General features: G+C 63.7%; 21 protein-coding genes and 1 pseudogene. 14 read left to right on the top strand and 8 right to left on the bottom strand.

Annotation, left to right across the window (positions count from 1 at the left end; genetic code table 11):
- The first annotated feature begins 1 nt into the window (after position 1).
- The 3 genes and pseudogenes from O7A60_RS27905 (at position 2) to O7A60_RS27895 (ending at position 1,656) form a co-directional block, all read left to right on the top strand.
- Positions 2-445, top strand: coding sequence for a hypothetical protein (locus O7A60_RS27905; RefSeq protein WP_337108939.1), 444 nt, complete (start codon positions 2-4; stop codon positions 443-445).
- Positions 376-999 (top strand): annotated as a pseudogene (locus O7A60_RS27900) (alpha/beta fold hydrolase); the annotation flags it as partial. The gene O7A60_RS27905 and the pseudogene O7A60_RS27900, both read left to right, overlap by 70 nt.
- A gap of 135 nt (positions 1,000-1,134) precedes the next feature.
- Positions 1,135-1,656 (top strand): hypothetical protein, encoded by a 522-nt coding sequence (locus O7A60_RS27895; protein WP_337108938.1) that lies wholly within the window; start codon positions 1,135-1,137, stop codon positions 1,654-1,656.
- Between the two features lie 7 nt (positions 1,657-1,663).
- On the opposite strand, the gene O7A60_RS27890 is transcribed toward O7A60_RS27895, so the two are convergent.
- From O7A60_RS27890 to O7A60_RS27880, 3 genes are all read right to left on the bottom strand, one after another.
- Positions 1,664-2,290, bottom strand: coding sequence for a hypothetical protein (locus O7A60_RS27890; RefSeq protein WP_337108937.1), 627 nt, complete (start codon positions 2,288-2,290; stop codon positions 1,664-1,666).
- Positions 2,291-2,308: 18 nt separating this feature from the next.
- Positions 2,309-3,931 carry an FAD-binding oxidoreductase gene (locus O7A60_RS27885; RefSeq protein ID WP_337108936.1) on the bottom strand — a complete coding sequence of 541 codons (1,623 nt, stop codon included), beginning with the start codon at positions 3,929-3,931 and terminating at the stop codon, positions 2,309-2,311.
- 181 nt (positions 3,932-4,112) lie between these two features.
- Entirely contained in the window at positions 4,113-4,355 is a 243-nt protein-coding gene (locus O7A60_RS27880; RefSeq protein ID WP_027143317.1) for a DUF1344 domain-containing protein, read from the bottom strand.
- A 434-nt stretch (positions 4,356-4,789) separates the two neighbouring features.
- On the opposite strand from O7A60_RS27880, the gene O7A60_RS27875 reads away from it, so the two are divergent.
- The gene (locus O7A60_RS27875; RefSeq protein WP_337108935.1) at positions 4,790-5,281 is read left to right on the top strand and encodes a YegJ family protein; all 492 of its coding nucleotides are present in this window, start codon (positions 4,790-4,792) and stop codon (positions 5,279-5,281) included.
- A 15-nt stretch (positions 5,282-5,296) separates the two neighbouring features.
- Here the strand turns inward: O7A60_RS27875 and O7A60_RS27870 are convergent, their stop codons facing one another.
- Together O7A60_RS27870 and O7A60_RS27865 are read right to left on the bottom strand one after the other, a co-directional pair.
- Entirely contained in the window at positions 5,297-6,265 is a 969-nt protein-coding gene (locus O7A60_RS27870) for a hypothetical protein (protein WP_337108934.1), read from the bottom strand.
- 82 nt (positions 6,266-6,347) lie between these two features.
- Entirely contained in the window at positions 6,348-7,400 is a 1,053-nt protein-coding gene (locus tag O7A60_RS27865) for a CapA family protein (RefSeq protein ID WP_337108932.1), read from the bottom strand.
- A 146-nt stretch (positions 7,401-7,546) separates the two neighbouring features.
- Here O7A60_RS27865 and O7A60_RS27860 point away from each other — a divergent pair, with 146 nt between their 5' ends.
- Positions 7,547-8,803: a hypothetical protein gene (locus O7A60_RS27860; RefSeq protein ID WP_337108931.1), complete on the top strand. Its 1,257-nt coding sequence runs from the start codon at positions 7,547-7,549 to the stop codon at positions 8,801-8,803.
- A gap of 26 nt (positions 8,804-8,829) precedes the next feature.
- On the opposite strand, the gene O7A60_RS27855 is transcribed toward O7A60_RS27860, so the two are convergent.
- Genes O7A60_RS27855 through O7A60_RS27845 form a run of 3 tightly spaced genes read right to left on the bottom strand, consistent with a single transcriptional unit; the run spans position 8,830 to position 13,367 of the window.
- Entirely contained in the window at positions 8,830-9,762 is a 933-nt protein-coding gene (locus O7A60_RS27855) for a hypothetical protein (RefSeq protein ID WP_337108930.1), read from the bottom strand.
- Positions 9,762-12,446 carry a hypothetical protein gene (locus tag O7A60_RS27850; RefSeq protein WP_337108929.1) on the bottom strand — a complete coding sequence of 895 codons (2,685 nt, stop codon included), beginning with the start codon at positions 12,444-12,446 and terminating at the stop codon, positions 9,762-9,764. The genes O7A60_RS27855 and O7A60_RS27850 overlap by 1 nt, the downstream gene beginning before the upstream one ends.
- Positions 12,447-12,497: 51 nt before the next feature.
- Positions 12,498-13,367 carry a protein-L-isoaspartate O-methyltransferase family protein gene (locus O7A60_RS27845; protein WP_337108928.1) on the bottom strand — a complete coding sequence of 290 codons (870 nt, stop codon included), beginning with the start codon at positions 13,365-13,367 and terminating at the stop codon, positions 12,498-12,500.
- 529 nt (positions 13,368-13,896) lie between these two features.
- Here O7A60_RS27845 and O7A60_RS27840 point away from each other — a divergent pair.
- From O7A60_RS27840 to O7A60_RS27800, 9 genes are all read left to right on the top strand, one after another.
- Complete coding sequence (locus O7A60_RS27840; protein WP_337108927.1) at positions 13,897-15,495, top strand: DUF2778 domain-containing protein; 1,599 nt, start codon at positions 13,897-13,899, stop codon at positions 15,493-15,495.
- 128 nt (positions 15,496-15,623) lie between these two features.
- Positions 15,624-18,791 (top strand): excinuclease ABC subunit UvrB, encoded by a 3,168-nt coding sequence (gene uvrB, locus O7A60_RS27835; protein WP_337108926.1) that lies wholly within the window; start codon positions 15,624-15,626, stop codon positions 18,789-18,791.
- Positions 18,792-19,090: 299 nt separating this feature from the next.
- Positions 19,091-19,996: a DMT family transporter gene (locus tag O7A60_RS27830; RefSeq protein ID WP_337108925.1), complete on the top strand. Its 906-nt coding sequence runs from the start codon at positions 19,091-19,093 to the stop codon at positions 19,994-19,996.
- A 245-nt stretch (positions 19,997-20,241) separates the two neighbouring features.
- Positions 20,242-21,768, top strand: a complete 1,527-nt coding sequence (locus O7A60_RS27825) for an ABC-F family ATP-binding cassette domain-containing protein (RefSeq protein WP_337108924.1) — start codon at positions 20,242-20,244, stop codon at positions 21,766-21,768.
- Between the two features lie 133 nt (positions 21,769-21,901).
- Positions 21,902-22,183, top strand: a complete 282-nt coding sequence (locus tag O7A60_RS27820; RefSeq protein WP_337108923.1) for a type II toxin-antitoxin system RelE/ParE family toxin — start codon at positions 21,902-21,904, stop codon at positions 22,181-22,183.
- Between the two features lie 14 nt (positions 22,184-22,197).
- Positions 22,198-22,497, top strand: coding sequence for a HigA family addiction module antitoxin (locus tag O7A60_RS27815; RefSeq protein ID WP_337108922.1), 300 nt, complete (start codon positions 22,198-22,200; stop codon positions 22,495-22,497).
- A gap of 115 nt (positions 22,498-22,612) precedes the next feature.
- Positions 22,613-22,795: a hypothetical protein gene (locus O7A60_RS27810; protein ID WP_337108921.1), complete on the top strand. Its 183-nt coding sequence runs from the start codon at positions 22,613-22,615 to the stop codon at positions 22,793-22,795.
- A gap of 142 nt (positions 22,796-22,937) precedes the next feature.
- The gene (locus tag O7A60_RS27805; protein WP_337108920.1) at positions 22,938-23,354 is read left to right on the top strand and encodes a VOC family protein; all 417 of its coding nucleotides are present in this window, start codon (positions 22,938-22,940) and stop codon (positions 23,352-23,354) included.
- A gap of 100 nt (positions 23,355-23,454) precedes the next feature.
- Positions 23,455-23,808 (top strand): DUF1428 domain-containing protein, encoded by a 354-nt coding sequence (locus tag O7A60_RS27800; RefSeq protein WP_140712442.1) that lies wholly within the window; start codon positions 23,455-23,457, stop codon positions 23,806-23,808.
- The last annotated feature ends 78 nt before the right edge of the window (positions 23,809-23,886 follow it).

Genomic DNA, 23,886 nt, shown 5'->3' with positions numbered 1-23,886 from the left:
CATGCGTCGACTGATCCGGATTGTCGGCTGGCTCGCGCTCACGCTGGTGGTGCTGGTCATTGTGGCGCTCGTCGGCTTTCGCGGCGCGGCGGCTTTTCGCGAGACCCTGTCGCCGCGGGAAGCGGCTCCGGCGGGAGTATTGTTCGCGACGGTCGACGGGCTGAAGATGCACTACCAGGTCTGGGGACCGCCGGACGGGCCGCCGCTGCTTCTGTTCCACGGTACGGCTTCCTGGGCCGAAACCTACCGCGATATCGCGGCACCCCTGGGTGAACAGGGCTTCCGCGTAATCGCCGTCGACATGCCGCCCTTCGGTATTCGGAAAGACCGGCCGACCAGGACTATTCGCGCGCCGCTCACGCCAGGCGTGTCCTCGGCTTTGCCGACGCGCTCGGCCTTCGGCATTTCAGCGTCGGCGTCCACTCTTATGGTGGTGGCGGCGTGATCGAAGCCGCCTTCCCGGCCCCGGATCGCATCGATGCGATGATCCTGCTCGACGTGGCGATTGGCCTCGGCCAGACCGAGGCTTCGGCCCCGCCGTTCGCATCCCTCCTGAAAAGGGACTGGCCACGCCAGCTCCTGACTGCCTCGACCTTCACCAATCCGCTCATGACCGGGTTCGGCTTGCGCAAATTTATCGAGAACGACGATCTCGTCACGGCGGAGCGCATCGCCATCTACACGCGCCCGCTGAACGTCAAGGGCACCACCAATGCCGTTGGTCATTGGCTGTTCAGCGGCCTCTACAATGACGAGCGGAAATCGCTTGCCGCCAACAAGGCGAATTATCGCGCCTTCACGCCGCCGGTTCTCGTCATCTGGGGGCGAGAGGATTCGACCACGCCGCTGGCCCAGGGCGAAGAGATCGCCTCGCTGTTTCCACACGCCGAACTGGCCGTCCTCGACGGCGTCAACCACATCCCGCAGGTCGAGCGTCCGCACGACGTGGTGCGGCTGATCGCCAATTTCCTCGAACGGACCTTGCCGGGCACCGGGTAGGCACGCGCGGCCACGCACATTCCACGGTCGAAGCCAAAATCCCGCCTTGTTCGCGCGCAATGGAGAATGCATGTCGCCTGGAACGCGACATGCGCCTGACTGGGCTGCCGGGGGGCATCTCGAAGGGACGAGACCGTGATCAAGACCGCCCTTGTCGCCATGACCATCGTCGGCTGCGACTGCGACGCCAAGCTGTGCGAATATATCGGCGAGACGCCGGCCAAGTGGTCGACCATCGCCGATTGCGAAGCCGCGATGAAAAGCCAGATCCTGCACGAGCGCAATTTCAACTATCCGCTGGTGTCCGGCATCTGTCGCGCGAAAGGTTCGGCGCCCTCATCGCACCTGGCCGCGATCGCGTCGGGCCCGGAACTGAAGCCCGCCAGCCGGATCGTCAGAACGGAAAGCCCGCTGCCGCCGGAGCTCAGCCATCGGCCGAGCGTCCCGGTCGGATCACCCACGACGGCCCTGGACGCGGCCGCTGCGCGCCCCGTCGCCTATGAACAGGTGGTCGATGGCGGCACCGGCGTGCTCTATCGCACGAAGAACGGCTACGCCGTGGTCAAGACCGATCTCGGCCGCGCCGTCTCGGCGACCGCCGACGCGGCAAAGCGCTCCGTGAACTGGCTGGCCGGCCTGGTGCCGGGCAAGCTGTAGGCCTCGACTACATCTTCAGCTTCAGGCTCTGCCAGAACCTGTCGATCAGCGGCTTCTCGGTCGCCGCGTCCTCGCCCGCGACACGCGTGATGAACAGCAGTCCCTGGTCGGCGAGACCGTAGCCGACGATCTCGAAATAAGCGGTGTCGGTGCGGGTCTTCACCTCGGCGGTGATGCCGGTCAATTCCTTGCCGTCCGCGAGCTTGCGCGTCGTCGGCTGCTGCGTCAGCTTGGCACCCGCCTTGACCGATTCCTTCGTCATCTCCTGCAGCATCAGCTGGTTCAGCGACACCGGGTTCATCTTGCCGTATTCCTGCACCACGACGATCGTGCCCAGCGCCGAGGCCATCAGATATTGCGTGATGTTCTCGCCGAGATCGGTCTTGGTCACCGAAATGCCGCTCGGATGGTTGAAGGAGAAACTGTCGCCGGAAAAGGTCGCGAAATCGTTCTTGTCGAGCTTCACTTCGACCTGTTTGCCGTCCGGCAACGTCACATGGGCGCTCTCGCCGGCATCGATATCAACCGCCTTGCCGTCGATCGTCAGCCTGAAGGCTTTCAGGTCTTCAGCGCCGGCCGGTCCGGGGCAAAGTGCGACGAAGGCGAGCACCGCCGCCGCTGATCCCATCCGCATGGAATTCTCCTCTGACTGCTAAGCCGTCCCGCTCAGCGCCTTGATGGCACGGTAGAAGGTCGAGGAAAACAGTTCCGTCGGGTCATAGTGGCGCTTTGCCGCCAGGAAAGCCGGCAGCTCGGGATAGGACGCCAGCAGCTCCTTGGCCGTATAGTGCAGCTGGTAGGGCAGGAAGAATCGCCCGCCATGCTTGATCGTTACGTCGATAAGGGCCCGCGTCAGCGCGCGCATCCTGGTATTGCCATCGGCATCGGCGGGCTGGTTGATATAGAGCACCAGCGAATAGGCCGGCTCCGGCGCATAGGTCAGCGCCACGTCCTCCTTGTGGACGATGCGCACCGAGGCGTTGAGCACCGGCAGATCCTGGTTGCGCAGGATCTCGCGCGCTTCCGCGATGAATTCGACATAGGCGGCGCGAGGAATAAAATATTCGTGCAGTATGTCGGTCTCGCCCATGAGGTCGTTGAACAGATACGGGACCGAATCGTGCATCGGGTTGTTGCGGGTGACGAGACAGGCCTCGCCCTCGGCAAGCGCGGAGGTACGCGGCACCGTGCAGCTCTCGAATTTCGGCTCCAGCGTCTTTTCGGTGAACCATTTCAGCTCCTGGAACGCACTGCCCCATTTGGCCATGTTCATGATCACCCGCTTCAGGCCGACGCCATCGGGTTCGCCGAGCGCCGGCTGGTCGGCCGGCGGCTGCTCGGCGACCTTGTCGTAGCGGTAGACAATCATGTCCTCGAGGAAATTGCCCGGCGCCGTCGACAGATGGCCGTAGAACAGGCCGATATCCATGTTCGGCTCCAGCACCTCGGCAAAGAATTTCGGGAAATCGTCGGATTTGATGATCTCGCGCGAGGTGCGGTAGACGGCATTGTCGACAATATCGAGCGTTGCCTCCAGCACCACGCCGAACAGGCCGTAGCCGCCGACGACATGGCGGAACAGCTCGCTGTTGTCGGCTGGCGAGCAGGTGGTCACCGCACCGTCGGCCAGCATCACCCGCATCGAGCGGATCGAGCCGGCCACAGAGCCCGCCTGGTGGTCCATGCCATGCGCGTTCACCGACAGCGAGCCGCCGACCGAAAAGATGTCGGTCGACTGCATCGCCTTCACGGCGAAGCGCGGATGCAGCATGTTCTGGATGTCGTGCCAGCACGCGCCCGGCTGCAAGGTCATTGTCTTGGCCACGGCGTCCACCGTGACCTTGTTGAACTTTCTGAGGTCGAGAACCAGCGCATTGTCGTCGAAAGCATGCCCGCCCATCGAATGGCGGATCGCCGCCAGCGACACTTTCAGCCCGGTGGCGCGCGCGAAGGCCAGCGCCCTGACGATGTGCTCTTCCTCGCTGACCTCGACCACGCCATAGACCGGCGTCCTCGACAGGCCGCTGGCGTCGTTAATGTCGCCGCCTTTTGCCAGCCAGGGCAGCGACGGTTCGAAGGCCGGCGGGCTGGCGATCGGCTTCAGCGGCAGCGCGATGCCGTCGATATCGGCGATGCGTCCGGTGTTCTTCGGCCCTGACGGGCCTCGCGCCAGCCGCGCCACGGTGGTACCACCCCACAGCACCGCGCCGCCGAAAACAGCCGCCCCCAGCAGCAGCCGCCGCGACAGGCGAAATCCCTTTTGTTCCTCGGCCATGCAGATCCCCCGTCAGCCAAGGAATAGCGCGGCCTTTTGGCAAAAACCATAGCGGCGCTGCCGGAACGGCGCTTCACCACCGTCGTCGCCTGGCGGTGAGTGCCCAAGGTAATGAAAATGGCCGGTCCCCGAAGGAACCGGCCAGATTGGAGCAGGGTCTCAAAAGTCCGGTCAGGAGTCGCTATGAAGCCTTCTTGATCGACGTCACCATGCCGGTCTTGTCGTCGACGGTCACCGCCACCTTGGCGCCGACCTTCAGTTTCCCGACCGACGCATCGGGCGACAGCTGGTAGATCTTGCCGTCGTCGAGGGTGACCGACTTGGTTGTCGGATCGACCGCCTGGATGGTGCCCTGAACGGTCGCGGCATAGGCCGAGCCGAGGAAGGCGAGCAGAGCGGCGGTGGTTGCGAGGGTCTTCTTCATGGATAGCACTCCGTGCTGTTTCGGTTTTCCGGCACCGCTTGGGAGAGAGCAGCACCGAACGGCCCGAGGCTGGGCGGAAAGCGCACTGTCCGCAAATCACGTTGGGTGTATTTTCGCAAAGGAATCATCGGCTTAATTCCGACACAATAGCGTCCACGCCCTCCGGCGCCGATAGCTTTCCCGCGCTGATGGAAGGCTCTTCTCCGCACGAAAAGAGTCGTTTGACGGATTGTGGCTGGCGTCGTCGGCGATCACGCCGCCGCCGCAATCCCTGCCCGGCGCATCACGAAACAGGACTTCGATTTTTCGTCGGTACACATTTTATGTCGTGCGCCGGCCCGAGCCTCCCACCCGGCCGAGACGAATTTCGCGCCCAGGTTGCAAACTCGAAGCGAATGCGGGATGGTGTCGCGTTGTCGTAGAGGGGGACTTCCATGAAAATCGCCGTCCGGACCACCCTATCCCTGATGCTGGCGATCTTGCCGGGCCTGGCTGGCGCGCAAAGCGCCGATCCGGGTGACAGCACGATCATGTTTGCTCTTGATGATCCCGACATGGCGGCGGCGACCGCGCGGGCGCTCGCCGGCCTGGATGAATTCCTGGCCTTGTCCGAAACCCCTCCGTCCGGCACGGACAGGTTCAAGCTGAAGGTCAAGGTGCGGGACGGCGACGTCTCCGAGCATTTCTGGGTCATTCCCTTCCATCGCACGGAAACCGGATTCGTCGGCATATTGGCGAACGAACCGGAGCAAGTGCGCAACGTCGTGCTCGGCCAGAATATCGAATTCACGCGCGACGATATTTCCGACTGGGGATACACCAGGGACGGCCACCAGGTCGGCAGCTTCACCGTCTGTGTGATGTTCAAGAAAATGTCCAAGGAAGAGGCGCACTATATGCGCGGCAAATACGGCTTCGACTGCTGAGCCTGCTTCGGCCCATCAAATCGCACCGTCCCTCACGCCGATCTTCCTCACCAAGGCCGCCGTCGCCAGCATGGCGCCCATATCCGAAATCATCGGCGCGACATGGGTCTGGTAGTCCAGCGGCACCGAAATATCAGGCAGTTCGAAGAAGTTCTTCGTTTGCGGTAACAGCAGGAAACCGTCTGCGCCGTTCAGCGCAACGCGGGCCGGATCGTCCGGCCAGGTTTCGCCCAGCCATTTCAGTGCCTGCGCCAGGCGACCGGTCACCAGTGGCCGCGCCGCTTCGATGTTGTCGGTGCGGAATTCATAGGCGGCGTCGAGTTCGGGCACACCGGACGACAAGTCCTGCATCTTGCTGGCGAACATGCCGCGGAAGAAGCCAACGACCGCATTGGTCCGGCGCGTCGCCACCAATACCCCCGGGAACGGCTCGATCGCTTCGAAAGCGACGATGACACCCTTGAAGACTGTCGATGAATCCTTGCCCGACCCTACTCGCAGTTCTGCTTCGTAAAGCTCGAACGGAAACTCTTCGTAGCGGCCCGAAACGACATCGTCGAACGACTGCTTGTTGAAGGCGCCGACCGCCTCGCGTGGCAGCCGGTCGAAAGAGTTCGGCCTCCCTCCATGCTGATAACGCATATCCGCAATGGAGCCGAAGATGATTGGCAGCAGCGTCTCGCGGAACGATTGCTGCAGCCGCGTCGCCGGTTTCATGGCCTGGAAGTAGAGCACGCTCGAAGCCACCAAGCCGATGCCATAGAGAAACACATGCGGCGTCGAGAACCATTGCTCGTTGGGATCGGCGACCTTGTTGAACAGCCAGGCAATGAGCGCGACGAAGACGACCATCAGGCCAACGAACAACGGCACGCGCCACTTGACCCTGCGTGCCACCGAGGCCCTTGTCGCTTCGTAGGTCTCGATGTCCTTCTTGATGGCCGCGATGTCGGCCGCGCCCGGCATGAAAGTTTCCATTGCCATCCCCCCGCTGCCGAAGCCCGTTTGCGCCATTATGATAGCTGCTTTTGCAGGAATGACGCCAGCCGGATAGAGCGGTGATCCCTTATCCCCTTGTGTGAGAAGGGAAGATCGCGCCCAGCCGCCCTTCGACCTTTCCCCTTATCGAACTCTCCAATTCCTCCACCGACACCAGCCGCTCATGGTCGCCCACGCGTAGCCGCATGAATGGATGCAGCCGGTGGGCGGCGATCCTGCCGCGCGTATCGGCATCAGCACTCACATCGACGACGAAAATCCCGCCGATCCGCCCCGGCCATGGCTGGCGGGCAAAAGCGGTGCCGAGGAAATCGCCGAGCCCATAGGCGATGATCGCGTCGCCGATCCGCTCCACCGGCTGCACGACATGGGCATGATGGCCGGCGATCAGCCCCACGCCCTGCCCGGCCAGCCGCCGCGCCAGCGCCCGTGTTCCGGCGCGCGGAAAATGGCGGAATTCCCAATCCCAATGCGGCACGGCACAAAGCAGATCGACCCCTGCGCTCGCTTCACCAGGCCAGCGCGCCGGATCGCCTTCCATCAAGACGCGGCCGGCAAACAAGCTCTCATCGGCGTTGCGCCAGAGCGTGAAAGCGGCGAAGCCGAGAGCGAGCGGCCCGGCCGCGAAGCGTTCGATCGGACCATTGGCGGCCAGACCGATGGTGCGGATATCGAGCCGCTTCAGCGCCGCCACCGTCGCGTCGAAACCGGCGACGCCCTGGTCGAACACATGATTGTTGGCCAGCGACAGCACCAGTTTTTCGCGCCCGATCCCGACCGCTGCCAGCGCCTCGGCCAGAAAGCGTTCGCTCATCGCATGACGCGTACCGAGCTTGGTTCCCAGTACCGCGCTCGGGCTGTCGACAACAGGACTCTCACAATTGCCGATGATCAGGTCCGCCGTGCCCAGCAGCGCCTTGATCGCCGGATCGCAGTCGGGCGCGCTCCGGTTGGCGACCGCCGAGATATCGCCGATGAAGGCCAGCCGCACCGTCTGTCTCGGTGGCCGGTCCATCAGCGTCCCCGATGCCGGCGCAAACCCGGTGGCGTCACCGACGAGCGACGGTTTCAGGAAATGCGGCAGCCAGGACAGTTTATAGGAGAGCGGATAGTTCGACACGGCACGCCCAATCGTTTGCCTTGTTTAGACTGTCCAGCGGGCAGGTTGAAGCCGTCGGCAATCAACGATGTGGACAGCGTGTCGGCACCGACAGGCGCGACATTGTAAATCTGTGTATGGTCGCTGGCGACAAATGGGAGGGAAAGATGACGCGCATAGCAAGCCTGCTGGCATCGGCTTTCATTCTGCTCGTGCCACTGTCGTCCGCATCGGCCGCCATGCCGGAAGCGGCAACCGCTTTGTTCGAGGCAAAAACCGTGGCCGCGCGCGAGGCCGCGCTGTCTACCCTGGAAGCTGCTGCACCGAAAGATCCGGCGTCCGCCTATGCCGCCGGCGCCGGTGAATTCTTCACCGCGCTGGAATTGCTGGCCAGCGGTCTGCACCGCCATGGTTTCGAGAGCCCGCAATCCTTCATGCTGCCACTGATGCAGCTGCCCGTGCCGCCCAATCCCAAACCCGAGCCGCTGACCTATGAAGAGTTCCGCGCCATACTGGTCGCGTTCCGCGACCGGCTGGGAAAATCCGCCACGACACTGGGTTCGGTGCCAGCCGATGCCGATATCGGCATGGTCATCGACCTCACCCATGTCGGTATCGACCTCAACGAGGACGGCACGATCGCGCCGGATGAAAGCATGGCGGCGATCATGGCCGCGCTGTCGCATGGCGCCATGGCGCCGGACGGCGCCGCACCGGCGCTCACTTTCCGCTTCGATCGCGCCGACGGCTATTGGCTGCAGGGCTATGCCGAGTTCCTGATGGCGCAGGCCGATTTCTGGCTGGCGCATGATTTCAGGAGCACGTTCGACGGCTCGTTCCACATGCTTTTTCCGCGCGCCAAGCTGCCGTTGCAGGACATCCTCGTGCCGCCGCCAAGCGAGATGGGCTCGAGCATCTTCTCCTCGGAATGGCGCATCGCCGATTTCATCTCGATGGTGCACATGATCAACTGGCCGGTGATCGAGCCGGAGCGTCGCAAGGCGGCGCGCCAGGAGCTGCTCGAAATGATCCGGCTGTCGCGCGAGGACTGGAAGGCGATCCGCGCCGAGACCGACAATGACCGCGAATGGCTGCCCGGCCCGCAGCAGAAGGGCGAAAACCCGCTCACCGGCCTCGAAGTCGGCGCGGAGCAGGTCCAGGCCTGGCTCGCCGCCTTGACCATGGCCGAGGACCTGCTCGAAGGCCGCGCGCTGCTGCCGCATTTCCGCATCACCGGCAAGGGCATCAACATGAAGCGCTTCTTCGACGAGCCAAAACCATTCGACCTCGTGCTGTCGATCACCGGTCCCGGCATCGCCCCTTACCTCGAAACCGGCAAGATCCTGACCAGCGAGGATTTCGACCAGATCCAGCGCCAGTTCGGCGGCGGCGGGTTCTTGACGTTCGCGCTGTGGTTCAACTGAGCGCGCCCTAGGCTGATGCAGGTGCCTCAGCGGGCGAACCCGCTCATCCGGGCCAGCAGCCACTGCAGTGGATTGCCGACAAAGGCCCGCGTGACGAAGGTGTCGTGCGCAGCGTCCGATGCAAGCAGGGCGACAGTGCCGGCTTCGAGGCGGCGCGGTGGATCGGAACTGGCATCTATACCGTGGCCCGCCAGCGCCTGCCTGATCTCGGCATTGCCGGAGGCCGATGATTTGCCATAGGCGCTGACGAAGAAACTCTTCCTGTGATGCGCGATCCAGTCGGCGAAGATGCCGGACTCGTCGAACACGGCGTCGAGCAGGATGACCCCGAGCAGGCGTCCGCCGATGTCACCATTCCCAAGTACTGAGGCGGCCGGATTGTAGCCGCCGCTATAGGCGACCATCACCACCGGCATGGCCTCGAATTTTGCCGCCTTGGCGCCGGTCAGCTTGGCCAGGCCTGGCGTCGCCTCGGCCATGAACTTGGCAAAATAGCCTGGTGTCCAGAAATTGCCGGCGCTGGAATCCTGCGCGTCGCGGGCAAATTGCGGCGCCACCAGCACGGCGTTGAGGCCTGAAGCCTCGACCTGCGCGACGACCCGCTGGCGCCCGACCACGTCGCGCTGCAAGGTCGCGCCATTGCCGTGGAAGAACACCACGATGACAGCAGGCCTGGCGGGATCGAACCCTTTGGGAATCGCGAGCAGTGTCGAGCGGTCACGATAGGTCTCGTCTTCCCAATAGATTCCCCCGCGCGGCGAGGTGTGACCGTGGCGGCCGTTCGCATCCACGTCGAGAAACGGCCCGGAGCCGTCGGGCAGCTTGCCCCGGTACGGAAACGGTGACGCCTTGAACGGCACGATGGTCGAGATCGCCTTTTGCAAGCGCGCCCCCTGGCTTGCCGCCGGAAACGCCGCCGTGGCCAGCAGTCCGGCGACGATGGCGCGCCGGTCCGGCATCAGGCGGGCACCACCCGGAGAGCCGGCGCTTTCGATGGCAGGAGCACGGCAAAGAACGCCGGGATGGCGACGACATAGGCCATCGCTGCCCATTGCAGCACGGCACTGAGCCCGAAGCTGGTGGCGACGATCGGCACGGCGGCCGAGCCGATGACCGAGAAACAGCCATTGACGCCCCAGGCCCAGACGAACAGATGCTCCTTGCCCAGCCGCGCCAGCCAGGTCATCGCGGTGGCCATCGGCATGCCCATCAGGAAGGCCGGCGGCGACACCAGCAGGAAGCAGAGCAGCAGCCGCACGGCATAGGGATAGGCGCCAATCCGGTCGAGCACGGGCGACAGATAGAATCCGTAGACCAGCAGCAGCGCACAGATGGCCAGCAGCACAACCGGCAGCAGCGTCCTGGCGCGGTCGAAGATGCGCTCGGCGAACAGGCTGCCGAGGCCGGAGAACACCAGCATCGAGGAGATCAGCACCGAGGCCGAGACGGTCGGGTTGGCCAGCGCCACGGTAAAGCGGCTGATCAGCCCGACCTCGACCATGATGTAGCCGAGACCGAGGCAAGCGAAATACAGGATGGTGCCGAGCTTGCCGCGCGAGCGTGAGAACACGATGCGCCAGCCGAAGATGACCGGCAGCAGCACCAGCGATGCCGCCGTGATGCAGGCGATGCCGAGCGTCGTCCAGATCAGGAGATAGGCCCAGTCGTCCTGGAACAGGTCGAGCCGGTCGAGCGTGCGCGGCAGGTCGGCGACCTTCACATAGGCAGCGAAATAGGGTTGGTCGTTGCTCAGCGCACGCGCGTCGAAGACATAATCGTTGGCGAGCTTTTCCCAACCGCCGGTCAAAAGCGCGTGCCAGGTCATGCGCTGCAACGCGGTCGCAGGCAGCACCTGCGGACCGGCATCGGCACCGGCATCCGCACAAGCATCGAGTGTCGGATCGGCAGGCGCCGTCGGGTCGCAGTCAGGATTTGCAGGCGCTGACGCATCGGCGGGCTGGGTCAGCGTCGCGTCCTGTCCGCTGCCGAAGATCGAGGCGCGGTAATCATCGAGTACCTTTTGCGCCCCCGAGCCGTCATAAACTATTCCTGGATAGTAGACCTCCTCCCAGGACATCGATTTGGTGTAGTCGCGCAGCGTCTTGATTTCGGTTTCCGTGAAGCCGCCGCGCTTGAACAGCACCGTCGTGGTGGAGAGATAGCTCGACACGGCGAAGATATCGTTGGCGGCACCTTGGCGGTCGAATATTTTCGCCGCTTCGGCGACGGTCGAATAAAGCTTGAGCACCGATTTCGGCGGCTCTTCCTTGTTCCACAAGGTGATCGACAGCACGCCGCCATCGGCAAGCGCGTGCATGTAGCTCAGCATCGCCTCACGCGTGTAGGCATATTTCTCCGAAATGGCGAAGCCGCCGGGATTGGACAGGCCGACGCTGTCGGCGAGGCTGAGGTCGATGACGTCGTAGCGCTCCGCCGTGTTGGCGAGGAACAGGCGCCCGTCATAGTCGATCACCTTGATCCGCGGCTCGGCCAGAATATTGCCGGTCACGTCCCTGAGCACGGAATCGCGAAACGCCCGCAACGTCATCGGGTTGCTTTCGGCGACGGTCACCGATGTCGAACCGGCATTGAGCGCCGCTTGGGTGGAGATGCCGCCGCCGAACTGCACGACGAATGTCTTGGGCTTCTGCTTGATGACATAGGGATAGTGCATCGGCAGATAGCGGAAATAGACCTGCTCGGCCGGCGCCAGGTTGCGCATGATGCCTTCCGGCCCGTCGCCGTCGCGATACATGCCGACATAGGTGTTGGCCGGAACCTCGGGCATGCCGAAAGCGGCGTTGTCGCTCAGGCCCGGCGCGAAATGCATGTAGGAGCTGGCATAGACCTGCAGGTCGCCGAACGGCGAGACGCTGCGGTAGATGCGCTTGCCGTCGGGGAAATTGCGGGCATAGGCGACGCCCTTATATTGCGAGACGGCGATGTCGGGTATGCCTGTGAGCCCAGGCAGCATGAGGTAGCCGGCGATCGACAGCGCCGCGATTACGGCACCAGCGACAACACTCTTCCAGGCGCCGAACGCGACGAACCACAAGAGCGAGCCGGCGGCCCACAAAAGCAGCGGCACGACGATGATGGTTTCAGGCGCGAACAGATACAGCGACACCAGCACGACGAGGCCGGCAAGCCCCGAGCCGGTCAGGTCGGCGAAATAGACGCGGCCGAAGGCGGTGCGGCTTTTCAGGAAGACGATGCCGAGGAAGAAGGCGCCGGCCAGGAACGGCAGGAGGTAGAGCAGGAAATTGGCGAGCAGCCGCCATTTCTGCTGGGGATCGGAAACCAGGAAGATGGCGTTGAACGGCACCGTCTGGGCGACAAGGTTGGAGCCGACGGCGAGCGGGCCGATCAGCAACAGGGCCACTGTTGCCGCGCCTTGCCAGTGGCGGTCGAACCAGCCCTTGCCGGCGAAGATGACGACGCTGGACAAGGAGAAACCAAGCATGGCGAGGCTGACCACCAGCGAGCCGAAATGCGACCAGCTGCCCACGGCGAACACCCGCATGACGGCGATCTGCAGGGCGATAATGGCGCCGGCGATCAGCCCGACCGCGAGATAGTGCGCAAGCCGTGGCGCCTCCAGCGGGGCGATGCCTGGTCGAGAAATCGATGCGACGGCTGCCATGCAGGCCCCTTGGTGCGAAATTCAGCAAGGCCGGTGCCGCTGCGCGGCAACTCAACCGTTATGCGTACCGACGATCTGGTCGCCTTCCAGCTTGGTGAAGGGCACGAAGGGCACCACCTTGCCGTTGTAGATGTCCGAGCGGACGATGTTGAACGTGCCGTCGGCAAGCTGCTGCTTGATCACCTTGAGCACATGCTGGGCGCCCGGCGGACCGACCGGAATGACCATCGCGCCGTTGGGCTTGAGCTGCTGCAGGAGAGACGGCGGGATGTGGTCGATGCCACAGGTGACGATGATCTTGTCGAACGGGCCGACGCTCTCCCAGCCATAATAGCCATCGGCATTGCGGCTGGTGACCGAGCCGAACTCGCTGTAGCCGCGCTCGATCAGCCCGTCATAGGTGCGGCGGGTGCGCTGCGCCAGAGGATTGATGATCTCGATCGTGTGCACCTTGTCGGTGAGGTTGGCGAGGTAGGCCGACTGGTAGCCCGAGCCGGTGCCGATCTCGAGCACGGCTTCGCCGAACTGCACGTCGATGGACGTCGTCATGCGCCCGACCAGGTGCGGACCTGAAATCGTCACGCCATAACCGATGTCGAGGAAGGCATGATCATAGGCGCGGCCTATATTCTGCGGCAGCACGAACTCCTCGCGCGGCGTCAGCAGGAAGGCGCGCTTGTTGCGGTCGTCCAGCACGTCCTTGTTGTAGACCATGATCTGGAAGCGATCGAACCGCTCCGCCAGCAACTTCGGATCCTCGCCGCGATTGGCCACCATCCAGTCGATGAATGATTTCTTGTCCTTGAACGGCACCTCCGCATTGCGGTCATAGGCAACCGGCACGGCGGCCTTGACGGCGGCCGGAAGAATGGAAAACGCCGCAGCTCCCGCCGACAGCGCCAAGAAGTCTCGACGCTTCATGGAAAAGCCTCCAAAAGTGGCCTTTGCCACCTAAAACCAAGCACTTGAACGGATTGCACTGCCTCCCAAAACGAGTCAATCGGCCGCCGGGAGGCGATCCTTCAGGCCGAAGAATTGTGGCAGGACGGCAACAGTGTTTGCAGGCAGCCGGTGGCGTAGCAGCGGCGCGGCAGACGCATGTCGGCGTGCCTCATTGCCGCGGGAATCGCCCCGAACCACCTTTTGCGAAGATTAGCGAAGGCTGTTTTGCTTGACTCAGCAGGCAAAAACAGGCAGCAAAACAGCCTTGGAAGGGCTGCAATACCGCGTGCATGGTCGTGGACGAGCCTTTTTTCGGCACAAAGTCCACGTCTCTCCATTGGTTTTGAGAGGGATTGGTTAACCAACTTTGTCCATATTTTGAAGCAATCGGCAACTAACGACAGGCGCGGCAAACGCGTCGGGGACCACCTGGGATCACTCACAGAATGGTCGTCGCGGCTATCACAGCCGCGGACGTGGGAGCCCCGCTTGGAGCAAGATTGGTTGCATGGCGTTCTTGAGTCGTAAAATTGTCGGGGACAGGCGTTGGAGCGGCGAGACCGCTTTCGAAGTGCCACGTGCCTCATCCTTCACCCCTGAACGGGTTGTCCGCTGGGTCGCGGTGCCGGGCGTCAGCGCTGCCGTCGGCCTATGGATGATCGGCACCATGGCCGGCCTCAGCTCCGTCGGCGCCTCGCTCTCGACGGCGTCGATCGGCCTGCCACAGACGCTGTCCATGCCGGGCACGCTCGCTCTCGCCGATCCGTTGAAACAGCGTTTCCTCAGCTCTTCGGCGCCCTTCGTGACAGCCAATGCCCATGGCGGCGCGCAAGCGCTGCACGACCACGCCGTACAGTGCGGCGCCAGCTGCTTCAAGCTGGCGGCGATAACCTCCAAGGCGGAGAAATCCGGGCGCCTGGTGGCGCAGGCCAAGCCAACGCCGGCGAAATCGAAATCGCAGCAGCGCTTCGAACTGATGGAAGCGTCGCTGTCGCCGACGAAGCTCGCTGCTGTCTTCGCCGGCGCGGGAAAGCCGGCGGCCACGGCCAGCACCCGTCCCCTGATTTCCAGCGCCGCCCCGCAGATCATAGAGGCGTCCCTCGTGCCGTCCCTACAGGTCATGGCCAGCCTGTCCAACGACATGCCGGCTCCGGCGGCGGAACGCTTCGCCCGCACCGATATGGGTTCGGTCGTGCAGACCGCGCCGGCGCCGATGGGCGTTGCCCAATCGGAAACGCCCGACAACGCGCAGCTGGCGCTTGCCCTGGTCGAGTCGATGCCTGTCGAGGACGAAGCCTTCGCCTCGCCGCTGCCGATGACCGAATCCTCGCCCGACGTCGCGGTTGCGCCGGTCGAGACACAGCAGCAACAGCCCGGCGACGCCGCCTCGCTGCCGGATGCGCTCACCGATGACGTGCCGCTGCCGACCCGCCGCCCGCAATATGACGCGCCGCAGCAGCCCAGGGTGGTGGAAGAGGACAAGCCGGCCGCACAGCCCAAGACTTTGGAGCAGAAGCCGCCGCCCCAGCCGAAGCCCGTCCAGCAAGCCAGGCAGCCGGCCCGGCAAGGCCGTACCCGCGATGGTGGCGACGTGCTGGCCTATGCCAAGCCGGACACGCCTTCGGGCGGCCTCGGCCAGGCGTTCAAGAACCTGTTCGGCGGCCCGCGCGGCGGGAGTGGCGCAGGCAACGGCGTCGCCGTCTACGACATCAGCGCCGGCACCGTCTACATGCCTGACGGCTCGAGGCTCGAGGCGCATTCGGGCAAAGGCGCCATGGCGGACCAGCCGCGCTATGCCGACCAGAAGAACCGCGGACCGACACCGCCCAATACCTACAATCTGTCGCTGCGCGAGTCGCGCTTTCACGGTGTGGAGGCCTTGCGCCTAACACCGGTCGATGGCCGCAACAAATACAATCGCGACGGCCTGCTGGCCCATACCTACCTGCTTCGGGGCCGCTACGCCCAGTCGAGCGGTTGCGTCGCCTTCAAGGACTATGCGCGCTTTCTCGCCGCCTTCAAGAAGGGCAAGGTCACCCGGCTCGTCGTGGTGCCGCGCCTGAATGGATCGGCGACGCGCGTGGCGTCAAACGGAAGCGGCGCCTGACCCCTGCGAGCAGGAAGCGCGCGATACCTGCCCACTCCTGACAGCCTGCTGTCAGGAGCCGCAGCCGGCGGCACGCCCGCCTTCATCGTGCTCTTTCCATTTTCGCCAAGACCTCCCATATTCGGGACATGGCCAAATCCCCCGATAAAAAAACGCCGCCGACGGTGAATGAGGACCGCGCCGCGCCGAAGCGGCGCAGCCCGCTGACCGATTTCCTCGACGCCTCGGAGCCGCTGCACAAGAGCGGCTTCGCCGAGATGCCGCAGGCAGAACTGTCGGGCACGCCGCTGACCGGTTCGATCGCGGATTGGGCCGAGCAGATCGAGCAGGAGGCTGAACGGGAAGGACGCACCACGGGCAAAGGCGGCGGCGCCAAGTCGCCGAAGAAGATACCCGAGCGCTCCGCCGCGCCGGGCCGCACCGCGCGCGGCACCTCGATGGGCGGCGCCGCGTCGGCCCGCGAACGCACGGCAGCCGGCCTTAATCCGGTCGCCGGCCTCGACATCTCGCTGGAAGAAGCCGAGACGATGTCGTCCAGTGGCGTCACCGCTACGGTGGCCGCGCTCTCGGCGCTGATCGAATCCGGCAATCCGCTGCACAGGGACGGCGTGCTGTGGACACCGCACCGCCCTGCCCGGCCGGAGAAATCCGAAGGCGGCATCGCCATCAAGATGGTGTCGGACTTCGAACCGGCGGGCGACCAGCCGACCGCCATCAAGGATTTGGTCGAGGGCGTCGACAACAACGACCGCACCCAGGTGCTGCTCGGCGTCACCGGCTCCGGAAAAACCTTCACCATGGCCAAGGTGATCGAGGAGACGCAGCGGCCCGCTTTGATCCTGGCGCCCAACAAGACGCTGGCGGCGCAGCTCTATTCGGAGTTCAAGAAATTCTTCCCCGACAACGCGGTCGAGTATTTCGTCTCCTATTACGACTACTACCAGCCGGAAGCCTACGTTCCGCGCACCGACACCTTCATCGAGAAGGAATCCTCGATCAACGAGCAGATCGACCGCATGCGCCATTCGGCGACGCGCTCGCTGCTCGAGCGCGACGACGTCATCATCGTCGCCTCGGTGTCCTGCATCTACGGTATCGGCTCGGTCGAGACCTACACGGCGATGACCTTCCAGATGCAGATCGGCGACCGGCTCGATCAGCGCGCCCTGCTCGCCGACCTCGTCGCGCAGCAGTACAAGCGCCAGGACATCAATTTCGTGCGCGGCTCATTCCGCGTGCGTGGCGACACGATCGAGATCTTCCCGGCCCACCTGGAAGACCGCGCCTGGCGCATCTCGATGTTCGGCGACGAGATCGAGGCGATCACCGAGTTCGACCCGCTGACCGGCCAGAAGACGGGCGAGTTGAAGAGCGTCAAGATCTACGCCAACTCACACTATGTGACGCCGCGCCCGACGCTGAACCAGGCGATCAAGTCGATCAAGGAAGAGCTCAAGCACCGCTTGGTCGAGCTCGAGCGCGCCGGCCGGCTGCTGGAGGCACAGCGGCTGGAACAACGCTGCCGCTTCGACCTCGAAATGCTGGAAGCCACCGGCTCCTGCGCCGGCATCGAGAACTATTCGCGCTATCTCACCGGCCGCCAGCCCGGCGATCCGCCGCCGACCTTGTTCGAATACATTCCCGACAACGCGCTGGTCTTCATCGACGAAAGCCACGTCACCGTGCCGCAGATCGGCGGCATGTATCGCGGCGACTTCAGGCGAAAGGCGACGCTGGCCGAGTATGGCTTCCGCCTGCCCTCCTGCATGGACAACCGGCCGCTTCGCTTCGAGGAATGGGACGCCATGCGGCCGCTCTCGGTCGCCGTTTCGGCGACGCCCGGTGGCTGGGAGATGGAACAGGCCGGCGGCGTCTTTGCCGAGCAGGTCATCCGCCCGACCGGGCTGATCGATCCGCCGGTCGAGGTGCGCCCGGCCAAGAGCCAGGTCGACGACGTCGTCGGCGAAATCCGCGAGACGACCGCCGCCGGCTACCGCACGCTGGTCACCGTGCTGACCAAGCGCATGGCCGAGGATCTGACCGAGTACCTGCACGAGCAGGGCGTGCGCGTTCGCTACATGCACTCCGACATCGACACGCTGGAACGCATCGAGATCCTGCGCGATTTGCGGCTTGGCGCCTTCGACGTGCTGGTCGGCATCAACCTGCTGCGCGAAGGCCTCGACATTCCCGAATGCGGATTCGTCGCCATTCTCGATGCCGACAAGGAAGGTTTTTTGCGTTCGGAAACCTCGCTGATCCAGACCATCGGCCGCGCCGCCCGCAACGTTGACGGCAAGGTCATCCTCTACGCCGACCAGGTCACCGGCTCGATGGAACGGGCGATGGCCGAGACCAATCGCCGCCGCGAAAAGCAGATGGAATGGAACGCCGCCAACGGCATCACGCCGGAATCGGTCAAGTCGCGCATCTCCGACATTCTGGATTCGGTCTACGAGAAGGACCACGTCCGCGCCGACATTTCACAGTTCACCGACGGTGCCGGCGCCATGATGGGCAACAATTTCAAGGCCCATCTCGACGCGCTGGACAAACAGATGCGCGATGCCGCCGCCAATCTCGACTTCGAGAAGGCGGCCCGCATCCGCGACGAAATCAAGCGGCTGCGCGAGATGGAACTGTCGATCTCCGACGATCCGCTGGCGCGCGAAGTGGAAGGCCAAAGTCCGGCCTCGGGCCGCGAAAAGGGCAAGCACAACAAGGGCGTGGCCAAGCATCGGACGTTGGAGGAACAGGAGCGGTTCCGCAAGCTCGACCAGGCACGCGCCGCCGAAGAGGCGGCCAAGGCCGCCAGGCCCAACCTCTTCCGCAAGCCCGATCTCGACGAGATGGGCGCGGACGGCGCCGTGCCGGTGAAGAAGCCGCTGTTCGCCAAGCCCTCCCTCGACGATATGGGGCCTGGTACCGACATGCCGACGCCGTCAGGGGCGGTGTCGCGCTCGCTGTTCAAGAAGCAGTCGGCCGAAGAGGCGCACGGCTCCGACTTCGGCATCCCGGGCGACGCCGCCAAACCGTTGTTCAAGAAGAATTCTCTGGATGAGATGACGGTGCGCCGTACCGAGAAACCGGTAGAGGGAAAAGTGCCGGCGAAGCCGCAGCCAATCTCCCCCCTCGTGGGGGAGATGTCCGGCAGGACAGAGGGGGGCGCGAAGGATCGCGGCGACACCGATAAGCCAATCGTCCGTCAGCGCGCCGGCATCGGCTCCTACGAGGACCCAGGCGACGCCCGCCGCGAAAAGCGCCGGCCGGGGAAGACAGGTAGACCGGGACGGTAGAGCGCTCTTCCCTTCTCCCCTTGTGGGAGAAGGTGGATCGGCGCGCAGCGCCGAGACGGTTGAGGGGTGTTCCAGCGGAGTGAGGCGTTGGTATTCCCTGGAACACCCCTCATCCGACCTCGCTTCGCGAGGCCACCTTCTCCCACAAGGGGAGAAGGAAAAGCGCGCCGGCGCCGCACCTTAACATCCTGCTTGTCAAAGTCGGAACAGCCTCTGGACTATGCGCTCGCGCTTGCCGCCAAGTGGCGGAAACGATACGCACGGCTGCAATTCTGCCTCTGAGCGCACGCAACTTCCCCATGAAACCCAGAGACATCGCCGCCTACGTCTTCCTGGCTGTCACCTGGGGACTGTCCTTCCTGGTGCTGCTCAAGGTGGTGCATGCCTTTGGCTGGGTCGGCGCGGTCACCTTGCGCGCGCTGATCGCCGGCATCACGCTCTTTCTGCTTGCAGCCGCCACGCGGCGACGGCTGGATTTCAGCGCCGGCTGGCGGCATTTCGCCATGGTCGGCGCAACGACGGTCGCGGCGCAGTTGATCGGCCTGTCCTATGCCACGCCGCGCATCGGCACGGCGATGGCGGCCATCCTGGTTGCCGCGATCCCGCTGTTCTCGATGATCATCGGCCAGCTCTGGGGGCTCGAACGCATCACTGTTCGCGGCCTTGCCGGGCTGCTGCTCGGCGCTGCCGGCATCATCGTCCTGGTCGGTTTCCCCGCGGTTCCGGTCACCGCCTCCTTTGCGGTCGGCTGTGTCGCGTCGCTGTTCAGTTCCTTCTCGGCGGCGTTCGGCAGCAACTACGCCAATCGCCATTTGCGGTCGGCCGGCTCGCTGGAACTCACCAGCGCCGCCTTCCTGTTTGGCGGCCTGATGACGCTGCCGCTGCTGCTGGCCGTGCCGGTGCCGGCAGTGCCGCGCCCTGTCGACTTCCTCTATCTGGCGACACTGGCCTGCGTGATGAGCGCGCTGACCTATGTCGTCTATTTCCGGCTGGTGGCCAGCATCGGCGCAACCAGGACGATCAGCGTCGAATTCGCCGTGACCACGATCGCGGTGCTGATCGGCACGATGCTGCTTGGCGAGTCGCTGACCGTCATCCAGGCTTTCGGCGCGGCGGCGATCATCGCCGGCTGCGTGCTGGTGCTGGACCCGTTTCCCCGCCGGTTGGAAGCCTTGCCCTTGCCATCGGCCCCGCCTTTGGTGTAACCGGTCCCCATACTCGAACGTCTTGAAAGGAGGGCTAACGTGTCTTTCGATCACCATCGTCAGCGTGGCCCGATTTCCGCCCTGCGAGCTAGCTTGCAGGGCTGACCAGGGACGGTCCGGGTTTTTTCCCGCTTCGATTTTTTGGTCTGCCCTTCGTGGTGCCGCAACGCCTGGTCTGATGGCCGGCATGCGCACCGTCAAAGTGCATTGAACCGGACGTTCCGGACAGACCAGAGAAATCGATAATGGTCCTGATCAGCCTCAAATCCCTCGGCGTCACCATGAGTGCGCCGCTCTTTTCCAATCTCGACCTCAGCATCGGCACTGGCGACCGGCTCGGCATCGTTGCCGCCAACGGCCGCGGCAAGTCGACCTTGCTCAAATGCCTGACCGGCGAGCTGGAGCCGACGACGGGCGACATCACCCGCACGCGCGGCCTGCGTGTCTGCCATGTCGAACAGTCCGTTGCCCCTGCCCTGCTTGGCCGCACCTTTTATCAGGTGGTGGCGGATGCCTTGCCGCCGGAGCAGGCCGACAGCGAGATGTGGCGTGTCGACGTGGTTCTCGATTCGCTCGACGTGCCCGAACCAATGCGCGAAAGAGAAATGCAGGTGCTGAGCGGCGGCTGGCAGCGGCTGGCGCTGATCGCCCGCGTCTGGGTCACAGATCCCGATGTGCTGTTGCTCGACGAGCCTACCAACCATCTCGACCTCGCCCGCATCAGCCAGTTGGAAACCTGGCTCAACGCGCTGCCGCGCGAGGTGCCGGTCATCATCGCCAGCCATGACCGAGCCTTCCTCGACGCCACCACCAACCGGACGCTGTTCCTGCGCCCGGAACAGTCGCCGGTGTTTTCTCTCCCCTATTCGCGGGCGAGGGATGCGCTGGACGAGGTCGACGCCTCGACTGAGCGAAAGTTCCAGCGCGACATGAAGGTGGCGCAGCAATTGCGCCGGCAGGCGGCCAAGCTCAACAACATCGGCATCAATTCCGGCAGCGACCTGCTGACCGTCAAGACCAAGCAGCTCAACCAGCGCGCGGAAAAGCTTGAAGAGGCCGCCAATCCGGCGCATCGCGAGAAATCGGCGGGCGCGATCAAACTCGCCAATCGCGGAACGCACGCCAAGGTGCTGATCACGCTCGACGACGCGGCAGTCGAGACACCGGACGGCACGCTGCTGTTCAGGACCGGCAAGCGCCACATCTGCCAGGGCGACCGCATCGTGCTGCTCGGCCGCAACGGCGTCGGCAAGTCGCGCTTCGTCACCTTGATCCGCAACGCCATTCTCGAGCCGGACACGGTGCGGAATGTGAAAGTCACGCCGTCGACCGTGCTCGGCTACAGCGACCAGGCGCTGTCCGGAATCAGCGGCGACGACACGCCGCTGGCGATGGTCTCGCGCCGTTACGATGTCGGCGAACAGCGCGCGCGCTCGCTGCTTGCCGGCGCCGGCGTGGTCATCGAGATGCAGGAGCGCAGGATCGGTGTGCTGTCGGGCGGCCAGAAGGCACGGCTGATGATGCTGGCGCTGAGACTCGCCAATCCCAACTTCTATCTGCTCGACGAGCCGACCAACCATCTCGACATAGACGGCCAGGAAGCGCTGGAGGAGGAGTTGCTGAAGCACCAGGCAAGCTGCCTGCTCGCCTCGCACGACCGTTCCTTCATCCGTGCTGTCGGCAACCGCTTCTGGCTGATCGAGAAGCGAAAGCTGACCGAGGTCGAGGATCCGGAGAATTTCTTCCGCGAGGTGGCTGAAGAAGCCAGCTGAGCGGCGGCGACAGATGCATTGCCAATAAAGTCCGGCCTGTCATTGACAGGTCGGACCTTTGGTATCATTTCATGAGACGTACTCTTGATTCCTGAAACGTATCGTTCCATGGTACGTCTGTCGGAACCCACGGATGATACGCTCATTCAAGGACAAGATCAGCGAAGCCGTTTCGAACGGCAAGGCTCCAAAGGGCTTCCCTTCGGATCTTGTCCGACCGGCCCAACGGAAGCTGTACATGATCGACAACGCCGCCGAACTGTCAGACCTCAAGACGCCTCCCGGCAACAGGCTTGAGCCGTTGAAAGGCAACCGTGCCGGTCAGCATTCGATCCGCATCAACGATCAGTTTCGCGTCTGCTTTCGCTGGGTGGATGGGCAAGCAGAAGATGTTGAAATAGCCGACTACCATTGAAAGGCAGGTCCCAAATGCTTGATATCAACCCGCCTATCCATCCCGGAGAAATTCTCCGCGAAGAGTATCTCATACCGCTTGGTCTGAAGCCTTACACGCTGGCCAAAAAGCTCCATGTGCCGCGCACACGCATCGAGCGCCTGGCCAGTGAGGCGACGCCGGTAACGCCCGACACCGCATTGCGCCTTGCGAAGTTTTTTGGGACCACGCCGCAGTTTTGGATGAACATGCAGGCAAGCTATGATCTCGCCGTCGAGGGGAAGGCCAAGAGAGCCGACCTTGAAACGATCGAACGATTGGAGACGGCTGCCTAAGCGCGCCGCGCCGGTAACGCTAAAAAAATTCGACCATCTGTCGGATCGCCCGTTGCTGCCTCGTCCTTGGGATGCCGACACGATGATGCCGGCGCCAACCCAGGGAGAAGTCGTCATGTCCGTCCTGTCATCCATCGGCCGCATCGCAACCCGGTATGCCGCGGCGCGCGCCCGCTACCGCAGCGAACGCATCCTGCTGTCGCTGCCGGCCGAACTGCGCAAGGATATCGGTTTTCCGGAAATCTTCGATGCCCGCGACAGCCGTCGCGCGGCCACGTCCTCGGCCAAGGTCATATGACCACGGCCTGTACGCCGGTCTCCACAGCCGGCCGGTTGCCCGACGATATCAGGCGAAAAATTTTCACGACCCTGTAGGATTGGCGTCCTCTCGTCCGTCCTATGGTCCGCAAGGCCAATCCAAACGTGAAGAGGAACACGCAATGACCGACCAGACCCCACCCCGGCCAAAAGTGCTTGGTGGATTGACCCCCTATCTGCAGGTTGACGGCGCCAACAAGGCCGCCGAGTTCTACAAGAAGGCTTTCGGGGCCGACGAAGTCTTTGCCTATCCGGCGGATGAAAAAGGCCGCACAATGCATATCCATCTCTACATCAACGGCTCGACGTTGATGCTGGGCGACGCCTATCCGGAACACGGCCATCCGCATCAGGCGGCGCAGGGCTATACGCTGCAACTCCATCTCGGCAAGGATGATATCGACGCCTGGTGGAAGCGCGCCGTCGACGCCGGTTGCGAGATCGTCACGCCGCTGCAGGTGATGTTCTGGGGCGACCGATGGGGCCAGGTGAAGGACCCCTTCGGCGTCGCCTGGGCAATGAACGCACCGACGGAATAAGCTTTAGCGCGCGCGCCCTCGCCGAGAGGGATGCGCCCAACCGCGCCGGGTCGTATCCCCCGCCGATCCGGCGCCCATTTCTAGCAAAGAGGAGACCGCCATGTCCTATGTCGATGGCTTCGTGCTTGCCGTGCCGAAGGCAAATCTCGATGACTACAAGAAGCTGGCCAATCTCACAGGCCCCATATGGATGGAACACGGCGCGCTCGCCTATGTCGAATGTATCGGCGACGATGTGCCCTATGGCGAGCTGACCTCGTTTCCGCGCGCCGTTCAGGCCAAGGACGACGAGATCGTCGTTTTCTCCTGGGCCGTCTACAAATCCAGGCAGGATCGCGATGCTGTGATGGCCAAGGTGATGGCCGATCCGCGCCTGAAACCCGATTGGGGAACCATGCCCTTCGATGCCAAGCGCATGATCTTCGGCGGCTTCCAGCCCTTCATGGAGCTTTGACGCCAAGCTAGGGCGTAGTGACGATTTAACGGGTTGGGATTCCCAAGGAAGGGCAAATCAGATTCAACGCTGATTTTT

This window comes from Mesorhizobium salmacidum (SeqCode) (assembly GCF_037179605.1).
Classification (GTDB): Bacteria; Pseudomonadota; Alphaproteobacteria; order Rhizobiales; family Rhizobiaceae; genus Mesorhizobium; species Mesorhizobium salmacidum.
Note: the sequence above shows the minus strand (reverse complement) of the source record. Positions and strands in the feature narration are given on the sequence as shown.